The sequence below is a fragment of the Streptomyces sp. NPDC127197 genome, assembly GCF_042672405.1.
Lineage (GTDB): Bacteria > Actinomycetota > Actinomycetes > Streptomycetales > Streptomycetaceae > Streptomyces > Streptomyces flavusporus.
Window position 1 is genome coordinate 387,079 of sequence record NZ_JBHXVG010000002.1, and the last position, 12,374, is coordinate 399,452.

At 71.4% G+C, this 12,374-nt stretch carries 11 protein-coding genes; 3 read left to right on the forward strand and 8 right to left on the reverse strand.

The window, feature by feature from the left end:
- Window positions 1-7: 7 nt before the first annotated feature.
- From ACFVJQ_RS04465 to ACFVJQ_RS04475, 3 genes are all read right to left on the reverse strand, one after another.
- Window positions 8-1,192 (reverse strand): glutathionylspermidine synthase family protein, encoded by a 1,185-nt coding sequence (locus tag ACFVJQ_RS04465; protein WP_385780834.1) that lies wholly within the window; start codon window positions 1,190-1,192, stop codon window positions 8-10.
- Window positions 1,193-1,240: 48 nt separating this feature from the next.
- Complete coding sequence (locus tag ACFVJQ_RS04470) at window positions 1,241-1,621, reverse strand: hypothetical protein (protein WP_385512660.1); 381 nt, start codon at window positions 1,619-1,621, stop codon at window positions 1,241-1,243.
- A gap of 66 nt (window positions 1,622-1,687) precedes the next feature.
- On the reverse strand, window positions 1,688-3,154 hold the full coding sequence (locus ACFVJQ_RS04475) for a PLP-dependent aminotransferase family protein (protein ID WP_385780837.1): 1,467 nt from the start codon (window positions 3,152-3,154) through the stop codon (window positions 1,688-1,690).
- A 47-nt stretch (window positions 3,155-3,201) separates the two neighbouring features.
- On the opposite strand from ACFVJQ_RS04475, the gene ACFVJQ_RS04480 reads away from it, so the two are divergent.
- Complete coding sequence (locus tag ACFVJQ_RS04480; protein ID WP_385780839.1) at window positions 3,202-3,711, forward strand: carboxymuconolactone decarboxylase family protein; 510 nt, start codon at window positions 3,202-3,204, stop codon at window positions 3,709-3,711.
- Window positions 3,708-4,163 (forward strand): carboxymuconolactone decarboxylase family protein, encoded by a 456-nt coding sequence (locus ACFVJQ_RS04485; RefSeq protein WP_224737541.1) that lies wholly within the window; start codon window positions 3,708-3,710, stop codon window positions 4,161-4,163. Before ACFVJQ_RS04480 ends, ACFVJQ_RS04485 begins: the two co-directional genes overlap by 4 nt.
- Window positions 4,164-4,247: 84 nt before the next feature.
- Here the strand turns inward: ACFVJQ_RS04485 and ACFVJQ_RS04490 are convergent, their stop codons facing one another.
- Genes ACFVJQ_RS04490 through ACFVJQ_RS04510 form a run of 5 tightly spaced genes read right to left on the reverse strand, consistent with a single transcriptional unit; the run spans window position 4,248 to window position 11,434 of the window.
- Window positions 4,248-5,204 (reverse strand): ABC transporter substrate-binding protein, encoded by a 957-nt coding sequence (locus ACFVJQ_RS04490; protein WP_385780842.1) that lies wholly within the window; start codon window positions 5,202-5,204, stop codon window positions 4,248-4,250.
- A 1-nt stretch (window position 5,205) separates the two neighbouring features.
- The gene (locus ACFVJQ_RS04495) at window positions 5,206-7,140 is read right to left on the reverse strand and encodes an ABC transporter permease (protein ID WP_385780845.1); all 1,935 of its coding nucleotides are present in this window, start codon (window positions 7,138-7,140) and stop codon (window positions 5,206-5,208) included.
- Window positions 7,140-8,318, reverse strand: a complete 1,179-nt coding sequence (locus ACFVJQ_RS04500) for a glycine betaine/L-proline ABC transporter ATP-binding protein (protein ID WP_385512655.1) — start codon at window positions 8,316-8,318, stop codon at window positions 7,140-7,142. The genes ACFVJQ_RS04495 and ACFVJQ_RS04500 overlap by 1 nt, the downstream gene beginning before the upstream one ends.
- Window positions 8,318-9,847, reverse strand: a complete 1,530-nt coding sequence (locus ACFVJQ_RS04505) for a GMC family oxidoreductase (RefSeq protein ID WP_385780848.1) — start codon at window positions 9,845-9,847, stop codon at window positions 8,318-8,320. Before ACFVJQ_RS04505 ends, ACFVJQ_RS04500 begins: the two co-directional genes overlap by 1 nt.
- Before the next feature lie 42 nt (window positions 9,848-9,889).
- On the reverse strand, window positions 9,890-11,434 hold the full coding sequence (locus ACFVJQ_RS04510; protein WP_385512653.1) for an aldehyde dehydrogenase family protein: 1,545 nt from the start codon (window positions 11,432-11,434) through the stop codon (window positions 9,890-9,892).
- A 541-nt stretch (window positions 11,435-11,975) separates the two neighbouring features.
- On the opposite strand from ACFVJQ_RS04510, the gene ACFVJQ_RS04515 reads away from it, so the two are divergent.
- Complete coding sequence (locus tag ACFVJQ_RS04515) at window positions 11,976-12,374, forward strand: CU044_2847 family protein (protein WP_385780851.1); 399 nt, start codon at window positions 11,976-11,978, stop codon at window positions 12,372-12,374.

Sequence of the window (12,374 nt, forward strand, 5' to 3'; positions counted from 1 at the left end):
GCCTGTCCTAGAGGATGACGTGCGGCAGGAAGCGGGCGTACTCGTCCGTGATCAGGCCGGTGGACTCGCGGATGCCGAGGCCGGCCGACTCGTCCTCGACGACCCAGGTGCCGAGAACGACGCGGTTGCCGTCGAAGTCGGGCAGGGGGGCCAACTCCTGATAGCAGCACTGCTCTTCGCGCACGACCGGGTCCGCGCCCGGCTGGTGGACCGTCACTCCGGCGCCCTCGCGGCCGAGCAGGGGCTTGGCGACGTAGCCGCTGGTCGTGGCCAGTTCGCGGGGGCCGTCGAGGTAGGCGGGCAGCAGGTTCGGGTGTCCGGGATACAGCTCCCAGAGGATGGCGAGGAGTGCCTTGTTGCTCAGCAGCATCTTCCAGGCGGGCTCGATCCACAGGGTGGTGCCGGTGCCGCCGCCGTTGTCGAGGGTGTCGAGGACGTGGTCGGCGAAGCGGTCGGTGGTGAGCCATTCCCAGGGGTAGAGCTTGAAGCAGCTGCGGATGAAGCGGAGGTGGTTGTCGACGAAGCGTCCGGAGAGGCGGTCCCAGCCGATCTCCTCCATGGAGATCCAGTCGGTGTCGAGGCCGGCCTGCTCCGCGGTCTCCTTGAGATAGGCGACCGTCATCAGGTCCTCGCCGAGTTCGTCGGCGCTGGAGTGGGCGAAGTACAGGGGGCTGCCGGGCGGGAGGAGGGCGGACTGCTTCTTCCAGGCGGCGATGAGGCGTTCGTGGAGGGAGTTCCACTGGTCGGCGCCCGGGAAGCGCTCCTCCATCCAGAACCACTGGGGGGAGGCGGCCTCGACCAGAGAGGTAGGTGTGTCCGCGTTGTATTCGAGCAGCTTGGCCGGGCCCGTGCCGTCGTAGCGCAGGTCGAAGCGGCCGTAGACGGAGGGGAGTTCGGCGCGGCGGTGCCAGGCCTCGGCGACGGCCCGGGCGATGCGCGGGTCGGTGATGCCGAGGTCGGCGAAGCGGTCGGCGGTGACGATGTGCTCGGCGGCGGCGAGGCACATGCGGTGCAGTTCCTCGACCACGTCCTCCAGCGCCTCCACCTCCGCGAGGGAGAAGACGTAGTACGCGCTCTCGTCCCAGTAGGGACGCAGGGAGTTGTCGGGATAGCGGGTGAGCGGGTAGATGAGCCCCTGTTCCTCGACGGTCTGCTGCCAGCCGGGGCGGGGCTCGATGGTGCGGCGTTCCACGAAGAGGCTTCCTTACGTGCCCGTCGGATCCCGTGCGGTTCCGCCGGCTCAGCCGCCGCCGCTGCCGGAGCCGCCCGAGCAGCCGAAGCCGCCGCGGTCGACGGCCTCGCTGCGGCTGAAGGTGCCGTAGTCGGCGTAGCCGCCGCTGACGTCGGCGTCGTAGTACCAGTCGGCGTCGACCCGCTTGCCGGTGCTGCTGCCGGTGCTCTTTCTGCCCTTGCCGTACGAGGAACCGGACGACGAACCGGACGAGGAGGACTTGCAGTTCTTGTCGGCGACGATCTTGTAGCCGTTGATGTAGTCATAGCTGTCGCGGTCCACGCAGCGGCGGTCCGGTTCGGATCCGCAGGAGGTGAGGGCCGCGGCGATGACGCCCATGCCGCCGAGTACGACGGTGCTGGAGCGCAGCCGACGCCTGGTTTCCGCCATGTCCTTGTCTCCCCGTTGGCAGTAGTTCGACCCATGATCATAGGGGCTTGACTGTGCGCGATCACATCAGGGCAGGGCCTTGCACAGCGCTTCCAGTGTTCCCGCCCAGGCGTGGTCGGGTGGGGTGCCGTATCCGACGACCAGGGCGTCGAGGGGCTGGGCCGGGGCGGTGGGGTGGCGGTAGCGGGACAGGCCGTGGACGGCGACGCCCTGCCAGGTGGCAGCGCGGACCACCGACTGTTCGGTGCCGGGCGGGAGTTGGAGTACGGCGTGCAGGCCGGCCGCGATGCCGGTGGCGCGCACGTCCGGGGCGCGTTCGGCGAGGGCGGCGACCAGGTCGTCGCGGCGGCGCCGGTAGCGCAGGCGGGCGGCGCGGACATGGCGGTCGTAGGCGCCGGAGGTGAGGAACTCGGCGAGGGTCAGCTGTTCCAGGACGCCGGCGGACCGGCCGCCACCGTGCCGGGTGACCTCCGTGACGAGGGACGGCGGCAGGACCATCCAGGCCAGGCGTAGTCCGGGGGCAAGGGATTTGCTGGCGGTGCCGAGGTAAACGACGTGGTCGGGGTCGAGGTCCTGCAGGGCGCCGACGGACTGGCGGTCGTAGCGGAACTCGCCGTCGTAGTCGTCCTCCAGGATCAGTCCGCCGGTGCTGCGCACCCAGTCCACCACCGCGGCCCGGCGCTCGGGGAGCAGCGCCACGCCCATCGGGAACTGGTGCGCGGGGGTCAGCAGCACGGCCCGTGCGCCGGCCAGGCCGTCATCGTCATCGACGGGGGTGTTCCCGGCCCCGGCGGGGCCGAGACGTTCGACGACGGTGCCGCCGGTGTCGAACGGGAGCGGGGCGGTCCGCAGGCCTGCTCGTTCCACGATGTTCCAGTGCACGTCGAGGCCGTAGGACTCCACGGCGAGAGTGCGCAGGCCGCGGGCGTGGAGGACTCCGGCGAGCAGTTCGAGACCGTGGGCGAATCCGGCGCAGACGACGATCCGGTCGGGGTCGGCGCGCACGCCCCGGGCGCGGGAGAGGTACCCGGCGAGGGCGGTGCGCAGTTCGATGCGGCCGCGGGGGTCGCCGTAGCCGAGGGCGTCGTTCGGGGCCGAGGCAAGGGCGCGACGGGTGGCCTTGAGCCACTCGGCGCGAGGAAAGGAGGCCAGGTCGGGGGTGCCGGGGATCAGGTTGTAGGCGGGTCGGCCGGGGACGCGCGGGTACGCTGCGGTGCGCTCGGGCGGCCGGGGTACGGCCCTCCCCCACTGCCCGAAGGGCGTGGGAGGTACCCCCATGGCGACCCGGGTGCCGGAGCCCTGGCGCGCGGTGAGCCAGCCCTCGGCGACGAGGTCGGCGTAGGACTCGGCGACGGTGTTGCGGGCGATGCCCAGGTCGGCGGCGAGGGAGCGGGAGGAGGGCAGCCGGGTGCCGGGGGCGAGCCGGCCGGTGCGCACGGCCTCGCGCAGCGCCTCGGTCAGGCCGCGCCGCAGGCCGGGTCCGGAGGGTTCGAGGTGCAGGTCGATGCCCAAAGTGGCCCGGGGTTTTGCCATGGAAATGGACCATACTCCTGGGCTGCCTCGCTCGTAGGGTCGAGAACATGACCACGAACGACAACGCCCCCACGCCCGTGGAGTACGCCCCCGAGCCCACGCCCCGTCTCGACTGGGCCGCAGTCGCCCCCGACGTCTTCAAGGCGATGGTCCGGCTCGACGCGGCCGCTCAGCAGGGCCTCGATCCGAAGCTGCGCGAGCTGGTGAAGATCCGCGCCTCCCAGCTCAACCACTGCGCCTATTGCATCGACATCCACAGCAAGGACGCGCTCGCGGCCGGGGAGAGCGTGGAGCGGATCATCCAGCTCAACGCGTGGGAGGAGTCGGCGCACTTCTACACCGAGAAGGAGCTGGCGGCGCTGGAGCTGACCGAGGCGGTGACCGTCCTGACGGACGGGTTCGTGCCGGACGAGGTGTACGAGCGGGCGGCGAAGCACTTCGAGGAGGCCGAGCTGGTGCAGCTGATCGCCTCGATCACGGTGATCAACGCCTGGAACCGCTTCGGGGTGACCTGCCGTCGGGTGCCGGGTCACTACCAGCCGGGCGGACATGCATGACGGCTCGTACGACCCTGCTGGATGCCGGGGTCCGTTCCGCGATGCGGGAGCTGAGCGCCGCCGCGAAGCAGGGCCTCGGTGATCCCGCACTCGCCGAGCTGGTGCAGATCCGCGCCTCGCAGCTGAACCACTGTGCGTTCTGCCTGGACATGCATCTGACGATCGCCCGCAAGCACGGAGTGAACGAGCGGCAGCTCGATCTGCTCGCGGCCTGGGAGGAGAGCGGGGATCTCTTCAGTGACCGCGAGCGGGCCGCGCTGGCGCTGACCGAGGCGGTGACCGTGCTGACGGGCGGAACGGACCGTTTCGTCCCGGACGAGGTGTACGAGCGGGCGGCGAAGCACTTCGACGACGGTCAACTCGCCCATCTCATCGCCCTGATCAGCGTCATCAACGGCTGGAACAGGCTGATGGTGAGCCGGCGGATCCCCGCGGGGAGTGCCGAGTGGTGAGCCAGAGGTGACCCCGGCCTCCCGCAGCGCGCCACGGACGCGCTGCGGGAGATCGCGGCGGACCTGGGGAAGTCCGGGGAGCGGTCAGGGCAGCCACGCCCGCCAGGTCGACTCGTGGCTGTCCACCCACTTCCTCGCCGCTTCCTCGGGCGTCAGCTTCTGCTCGGCGATCATCAGGGAGACCTCGTTCTGGTCCTCGGTCGTCCACTTGAAGTTCTTCAGCAGGGCGGCGGCCTTGCCGCCGTCCCGGGCGAAGTCCGTGTTGAGGTACTTCTGCAGCGGCGTGTGCGGATAGGCGCAGGCGACCTTCGCCGGGTCCGCGTCGCAGCCCTCCTGGTACGCGGGGAGCTTCACCTCGGTCATGGGGACCTTCTTGAAGAGCCACTGCGGGGAGTACCAGTACGTCAGGAAGGGCTTCTTCTCCTTGGCGAACTGCTTGATCTGGGTGATCTGCGCGGCCTCCGAACCGGCGAAGACGACCTGGTAGTCCAGCTTCAGGTTCTTCACCAGCGCCTTGTCGTTGGTGACGTAGGAGGGGGAGCCGTCCATCAACTGGCCCTTGCCGCCGCTCTCCGGGGTGCGGAACTGGTCGGCGTACTTGTTGAGGTTCTTCCAGTCCGTGACGTCGGGATGCTGCTTGGCGAAGTACGTGGGGACGTACCAGCCGATGTGCCCGGTGACCCCGAGGTCGCCGCCCCGAGTGATCGTCTTCTTGTCGTCGACGTACCGCTGTTCCTGCTCGGGGTGGCCCCAGTCCTCCAGGATCGCGTCGACGCGGCCCTGGCTGAGGGCGTCCCAGGCGGGGACCTCGTCGACCTGGACGGTGTCGACGCGGTAGCCGAGTTCGTGTTCGAGCAGGTACTGGGCGACGGCGACGTTCGCCTGCGCGCCCACCCACGACTGCACGGACAGGGTCACGGTCTTGGCGCCCTGCGCGTTCGCGAAGGGCGAGGCCTGCTTGGTCATGTCGGCGGCGCCGCAGCCGGTGGTCAGTACCAGCAGGGCAAGAGCGCCCGCCGTCATCATCCGCTTGCGATGCATCTCAGGCTCCCTTCTTCGCACGGCGGCCGGTCGGCTGTGTCACCCGGTCGAGCATCAGCCCGAGGCAGACGATCGCGGCACCGGCCACCAGCCCGGTCGCCAGGTCGCCCTGCGCAAGGCCGAAGACGACGTCGTAGCCGAGCGCGCCGGCGCCGACCAGCCCGCCGATGATGACCACGGCGAGGACCAGGACCACGCCCTGGTTGACCGCCAGCAGCAACGCCGGCCGGGCGAGCGGGAGCTGGACCTGGCGCAGCTGCTGTCCGCTGGTCGCGCCGAGCGAGCGGGACGACTCCATGGCCGCGGGGTCGACCTGACGCAGGCCCTGCGCGGTGATACGGACGACGGCCGGGAGCGCGTAGACGACGGCCGCGGCGACGGCGGGGGCACGGCCCACACCGAACAGCGCGACGACCGGGATCAGGTACACGAACTGCGGCATCGTCTGGAACACGTCCAGGACGGGCCTCAGCAGCCGCTCGAAGCGGTCGCTGCGGGCCGCCGCGATGCCGGTCGCGATGCCCAGGACGAGGGTGACGGCGACCGCCGCCAGCACCTGGGAGAGCGTGTCCAGCGCCGGCTCCCACACGCCGAGCACGCCGATCGCGGCCATGGCGAGGACGGCGGTGAGCGCGGTGCGCCAGGTGCCGATCAGCCAGGCGAGGGCGGCCACGACGAGCAGCACCGACCACCAGGGCAGCCACTGCAGACCGTCGCGCACCGGGTCCAGGACCCAGGTGGTGAAGTGGCCCGCCCAGTCGGCGGTGCCGCCGACGACCGGCACGCCCGAGTACAGGTGGGCGGTCATCCAGTCGACGGCCCGGTTCACCGGCTCGGCGATGTTCAGGGTCCAGGAGTCGGGCCAGTCGGTACGACCGAGCAGGCGGCCGGCGACCGCCACAGCCAGGGCAGCGCCCAGGGCGTACGGCCATCCCGCGCGGGGGTGTTCCGTGCCGCCGTTCCCGGCCGCCGCCGTCACGCGGTCCAGGACGACCGCGAGGAGCACGATCGGGATGCCCGCGGCCAGCGCCGCGCCCACGTCCACCGAGGCCAGTGCCTGGTAGACGCGGTCGCCGAGGCCGCCCGCGCCGATCACCGAGGCGATGACGGCCATGGACAGCGCCATCATGATCGTCTGGTTGAGGCCGAGCAGGAGTTCCTTGCGGGCCAGCGGGACACGGGCGGTCAACAGGCGTTGGCGGGCGGTGGCGCCCAGCGACTCGACCGCCTCCAGGACACCCCTGTCGGCGCCGCGCAGGCCGAGGGCGGTGAGACGGGCCATGGGCGGGGCGGCGTAGACGACGGTGGCGAGGACGGCGGCCGGGACGCCGATGCCGAAGACGAGCACGACGGGCAGCAGGTACGCGAACGCCGGGAGCACCTGCATGGTGTCCAGGACCGGGCGCAGCGCTCGGTCCATACGGTCGGACAGTCCCGCCGCGAGGCCGAGCAGGGCGCCGACCACGACCGACGCGAGCACCGCGACCACCATCAGGGCCAGCGTCTGCATCGTCGGCACCCACATGCCGAGCAGTCCGCAGGCGAGGAAGGCTGCCGCCGTGCCGAGCGCGAGCTTCACGCCGGCGACCCGCCAGGCGACGAGGGCTCCCAGTGCTGTCACGCCTGCCCAGCCGATGGTCAGGAGGGTGAGGTAGACGGCGCGTACGGAGAGGACGACCGCGTTGCTGATGTGGCCGAAGAAGTAGAGGAACAGGGGGTGGCTGTCGCGGTTGTCGATGATCCAGTCGCTGACGTCGGTGAGCGGCTGGGTGAGGTCGACGGTGAGGGCGTCGGGCCAACTGCCGCTTGTCCAACGCGCGTTGGCCAACGGCACAAGGATCGCCGCGGCGAGGGCCAGCAGGAGGAGCTTGCGTGCAGCGGGGTGTTTGAGGGCGCCGGGGAGCGTGCGAGAGGGCGTTGCGGTGAGCGTGGCCATCAGACCGGCTCCTTGTTGGTGCCGGCGGGGCTGGTCGCTTGCCCGCGTTGGCGGGGTGCCGCTGCGCCCACCCGTGCCGCCCCAGCGGCACGACTGCCCGCAGCTACGGCGGCATCGGAGCCCGCAGCTACGGCGGCGGCCACGTCAGCTGCGGCGGCTACGCCGGCCACCACGTCCAGCAGGCCCGTGTGATCCACGATGCCGACGCAGCGGCCGTTGTCCATCACGCGGACCGGGCCGCCGGTGCGGGCGACTGCTTCGATCGCCTCCGACACCGTCGCCCCCGGCGCCACCGCCGGGCCACTGTCCGCTTCGTCCGCCGATGCGGGCCGCATGGCGGTACGGACCGTCATGACCTGCTCACGGGGCACGTCCCGGACGAACTCGCGGACGTAGTCGTCGGCCGGGGAGCCGACGATCTCCTCCGGGGTGCCGAGCTGGACGATGCGGCCGTCGCGCATCAGGGCGATGCGGTCACCGAGTTTGAGGGCCTCGCTCAGGTCGTGGGTGATGAAGACCATCGTGCGGCCCTCTTCGCGGTGCAGCCGGACGACCTCCTCCTGCATGTCCCGCCGGATGAGGGGGTCCAGTGCGCTGAACGGCTCGTCGAACAGGAGCACCTCGGGGTCGACGGCCAGCGCACGGGCCAGCCCGACCCGCTGCTGCTGGCCGCCCGACAGCTGGCCGGGCCTGCGCTGCTCCATGCCTTCCAGGCCGACCTTGGCGACGACCTCGGCGGCCTTGGCGCGCCGCTCCGCCCTGCCCACACCCTGGATCTCCAGGCCGTAGGCCACGTTGTCGAGGACCGTGCGGTGCGGGAGCAGGCCGAAGTGCTGGAAGACCATCGCGGCGCGGTGCCGGCGCAGTTCGCGCAGCCGGGCCTTGTCCATGGCGCGGACGTCCTCGCCGTCGATGGCGATGGTGCCGGCCGTCGGTTCGATGAGCCGGGTCAGACAGCGCACCAGCGTGGACTTGCCGGAGCCGGACAGCCCCATCACGACGAAGACCTCACCCTTGCGCACGTCGAAGGAGACGTCCCGGACAGCGGCCGTGCAGCCGGTGCGGGCGCGCAGTTCGGCGGGGGTGAGGGCGGTCAGCTCGGGGTCGGCCGGGACACGGTCGGCCTTCGGGCCAAAGACCTTCCACAGGCCGTCCACCGAGAACACGGACGTACTCATCACGCACCACCCCCGATCAGGTCCACGGCCCGCTCACCGACCATCAGCACCCCGATCATCGGGTTCACGGCGGTCATGGTCGGGAAGACGGAGGCGTCGGCGATCCGGATGCCGTCCAGGCCGCGGATCCTCAACTTCGGATCGACCACGGCGAGTTCGTCGTCTGCGGCGCCCATGCGACAGGTGCCCGCCGGGTGGTACACGGTGTGCGCGACCTTGCGGGCGTACTCGCTGAGCTCCTCGTCGCTGGTGATCTCCGGGCCGGGGCAGACCTCCCGCTTGAGCCAGTGCGCGAGCGGCTCGGACTTCGCGATCTCGCGGGCGATACGGATGCCGTCGACGAGGGTGCGGCCGTCGTAGTCGTCCTCGTCGGTGAAGTAGCGGAAGTCGAGGGCGGGCTTCTCGGCAGGGTCCGCACTCTTCAGGTACAGCCGTCCCCGGCTCTTGGGCTTCGGGATGTTCGGGGTCATCGAGACACCGTGCGCGGGGCGTTCGTAGCCGAGCCGCTCCGGGTTGTCCGTGAACGGGATCTGGTAGAAGTGGAACATCAGGTCCGGGCCCGCGTGTTCGGGGTCGCGGCGGACGAACAGGCCGGCGTCGGAGTCCATCGCGGAGTTCTCCGGGATGGGGCCGTGGGTCTCCCAGACGATCACCGACTCGGGGTGGTCGAGCAGGTTCTCGCCGACGCCGGGCAGGTCGTGCGCCACGGGTATGCCGAGCGCCTCCAGGTCGGCCTTCGGGCCGATGCCCGAGTGCAGCAGCAGCCGCGGGGAGTCGACTGCGCCGGCGCACAGGACGACCTCGTTGCGGGCCCGTACGAGGATCTCCTCGCCGTCCTTCGTGCGGACGTGGACGCCTTCGGCGCGGGTGCCGTTCAGCTCCAGCCGGTACGCCCAGGTCTCCAGGAGGATCGTCAGGTTGGGCCGCTCGTCCATGACCGGGTGCAGATACGCCACCGAGGCCGACGACCGCTTGTTGTTCTCGGGGTGGTAGGCGAGGTCGAAGAAGCCGACGCCCTCGGTGAACGGCTTCTTGTTGAAGCCCTCGACGCGCGGCACACCGAGCGCGGACTGGGCGGCGTCGACGAAGTCGCGGGCGATGGCGTTCCGGTCCTTCTCGTCGACCGGGACGATGTTGTTCAGCAGGCGGGCGAAGTACGCCTCCATCGGGACGGCGCCCCAGCCCTTGGCGCCGGCGTTCTCCCACTCGTCCCAGTCGGACGGCAGCGGCTTGAAGGCGATCAGGGTGTTGTGGGAGGAGCAGCCGCCGAGGACGCGGGCGCGGCTGTGCCGGATGTGGGAGTTGCCGCGCGGCTGCTCGGTGGTCGGGTAGTCGTAGTCCAGCTCGCCGCCGAGCAGGCCCATCCAGCGGCGCAGGGTGAGGACGTCGTCGCGGCCTATGTCACTGGGGCCGCCCTCGATGACGGCGACGGTGACGTCGGGGTTCTCGGTCAGCCGGGAGGCGATGACGGAGCCTGCCGTGCCGCCGCCGATGACGACGTAGTCGTAGACGTGGGTGTTCTCGGACATGGGGTGGTACTCCAGTGGGGGGTTCGAAGAAGGGGGGCGGGCTCAGCCCGCGAACCAGCGCACCGGCTTGGGCGCGAGGTTCTGGTAGATGTGCTTGGCCTCGCGGTACTCGGCGAGTCCGGCCGGGCCGAGTTCGCGGCCGACGCCGCTCTTGCCGAAGCCGCCCCACTCCGCCTGCGGGAGGTAGGGGTGGAAGTCGTTGATCCAGACGGTGCCGTGCCGCAGCCGGCCCGCGACCCGGCGGGCCCGTCCGGCGTCGGCGGTCCAGACGGCGCCGGCCAGCCCGTACTCGGTGTCGTTGGCGAGCGCGACGGCCTCGTCCTCCGTGCGGAAGGTCTCCACCGTCAGGACCGGCCCGAAGACCTCTTCCCGTACGACCCTCATGTCGCGGTGGCACTGGTCGAGCACCGTCGGTTCGTAGAACCAGCCGGTCGCGGGCCGCTCCGGGGCCGGGTCGGGGCGCTTGCCGCCGCAGCGCAGCACCGCGCCCTCGGCCAGCGCGGAGGCGACGTGGTCCTCGGTCTTCGCGCGCTGCTGCTCGGAGACGAGCGGGCCGCACTCGACGCCCGGCTCGGTGCCGCGGCCCAGGCGGATCTTCGCGGCGCGGCGGGCGAGTTCGGCGACGAACCGCTCCCTGACGCTCTCCTCGATGATGAGCCGAGCGCCCGCCGAGCAGACCTGGCCGCTGTGGATGAAGGCCGCGTTGAGGGCCTGGTCGACGGCGGTGTCGAAGTCCGCCTCGGTGGCGCAGGCGTCGGCGAAGACGACGTTGGGGTTCTTGCCGCCGAGTTCGAGGGCGACCTTCTTGACGGTCGGTGCGGCGGCCGCGGCCACCTTGGTGCCGCTGACCAGGCCGCCGGTGAAGGAGACCAGGTCGACGTCGGGATGCTCGGCGAGGCGGGCGCCGACGGTGTGGCCGGGGCCCGTGACGATGCCCGCAACCCCGGCCGGCAGGCCTGCCTCGGCCAGCAGCTCGATCAGCGCGATGGTGGTCATCGGGGTGATCTCGCTCGGCTTGATCACAAAGGTGTTGCCGGCCGCGAGCGCGGGGGCGATCTTCCAGCTGGCCTGGAGGAGGGGGTAGTTCCAGGGCGTGATCAGCGCGCAGACGCCGACCGGCTCGTGCACGACCACGCTGTGGATGTCGGGCGAGCCCGCGTCGACCACCCGTCCCGGGGCCTCCGCGGCCACCAGGTCGGCGAAGTAGCGGAAGGCGTCGGCGACGCAGTCGATGTCGACGCGGCCCTCTTCGAGGGTCTTGCCGGCGTCCCGGCTTTCCAGCAGGCCGAGCCGCTCCCGGTCGCGGACCAGGAGGTCGGCGACGCGGCGCAGCAGGGCGGCGCGCTCGGCGACGGGGGTGCGCGGCCACTCTCCCTGGCCTCCGTCGAAGGCGCGGTGGGCGGCCGCGACGGCCAGATCCGTGTCCTTCTCGTCACCCTCGGCGACCACGGCGAACGGCCGGGCGTCCGCGGGGTCGAGGATCTCGCGCGTGGCACCGGAGACGGCGTGCCGCCACTCCCCTGCGATGTGGAGGGTGCCGCGCCCCCGGAGTTCCTGATCCTTGGGGTGTTCCGCTCTGTCCGCCATGCCTGGTGTTGCCTTCCGTTCCTGTTCAGGACCGGGACCACCTGCCCCGGGTCTGCAGGGGCATGCGAAATCGGCGACCAAAAGTGGGCCGTGTCACTGAACATCCGGACAAACAGGGTGAAACCAATTCCCGGATCGGGCCCTCGACGGGGGGACGTCCGGTCACCTGCGGCGGGCTGCGACGGCTGGAACGAGAAGCGGCTGACGCAGCCCCCTACCGGCTGACCGGCGCGTCGAACGGCCTGCTCGGCGACCGCGACAGCCCGTTCCAGACCGGGGCGTTCCTCGGGGCTCGCCCCGGCGAGGGCCTGCCGCAGGCTCGCGACGGCGACGTCGGCGTCGCGCGCGAAGAGGATGGAGCGCGCCGGGGGCCTGTCTCGTCCGAACATGCGGCCGTCCTCGCGCTCAACCCGCCGCGCAGGCCACCGGGTTGAGCTGCTTCTGAGATCCCGCCCGCGCCCGGCTGCTCAATACATCGGGTCGGTAACCGAGTTGACCACACCTGCTCGTGTCATGGTCCCGGCTCGGCCACAATGTTCCGGTGTCCACCTCCGCAGAGTTGCAGTTCGAAGACGGTACGCCGGTCAGATTCCTGCTCGCCCCCGCCGCGCAGACCCCTCCCGAGCCGGGCGGGGAGCTCCCCGAGGGCATGGGGCGCGCCGTGCCCGTGGCCACCGGCGGCAGGGCCGTCGCCTCGCTGGCCGCCGACACGCTGCGCCGGGCGCTCCGGCCGCTCGGACCGCTGCTGCAAGAGGTCCACGACGCGGTCTCGGCCGCGCCCCGGCCGCCGTCCGAGCTGAGCGTGACCTTCGGGGTCCAGGTCGGGCAGGACCTCAAGCTGGGCATCGTCGGGGGCAACGGGCAGGCCCACCTCACCGTCACCGCCACCTGGAACCCCACGGAGGCCGCCGCCCCCGCCCCGGCTCCGGACACGGAGTGA

Excerpts from the sequence above, each read along its gene's own strand:
- ACFVJQ_RS04470 (WP_385512660.1), bottom strand. The coding sequence starts at position 1,621 with ATGGCGGAAACCAGGCGTCGGCTGCGCTCCAGCACCGTCGTACTCGGC.
- ACFVJQ_RS04475 (WP_385780837.1), bottom strand. The coding sequence starts at position 3,154 with ATGGCAAAACCCCGGGCCACTTTGGGCATCGACCTGCACCTCGAACCC.
- ACFVJQ_RS04480 (WP_385780839.1), top strand. The coding sequence starts at position 3,202 with ATGACCACGAACGACAACGCCCCCACGCCCGTGGAGTACGCCCCCGAG.
- ACFVJQ_RS04485 (WP_224737541.1), top strand. The coding sequence starts at position 3,708 with ATGACGGCTCGTACGACCCTGCTGGATGCCGGGGTCCGTTCCGCGATG.
- ACFVJQ_RS04490 (WP_385780842.1), bottom strand. The coding sequence starts at position 5,204 with ATGCATCGCAAGCGGATGATGACGGCGGGCGCTCTTGCCCTGCTGGTA.
- ACFVJQ_RS04495 (WP_385780845.1), bottom strand. The coding sequence starts at position 7,140 with ATGGCCACGCTCACCGCAACGCCCTCTCGCACGCTCCCCGGCGCCCTC.
- ACFVJQ_RS04500 (WP_385512655.1), bottom strand. The coding sequence starts at position 8,318 with ATGAGTACGTCCGTGTTCTCGGTGGACGGCCTGTGGAAGGTCTTTGGC.
- ACFVJQ_RS04505 (WP_385780848.1), bottom strand. The coding sequence starts at position 9,847 with ATGTCCGAGAACACCCACGTCTACGACTACGTCGTCATCGGCGGCGGC.
- ACFVJQ_RS04510 (WP_385512653.1), bottom strand. The coding sequence starts at position 11,434 with ATGGCGGACAGAGCGGAACACCCCAAGGATCAGGAACTCCGGGGGCGC.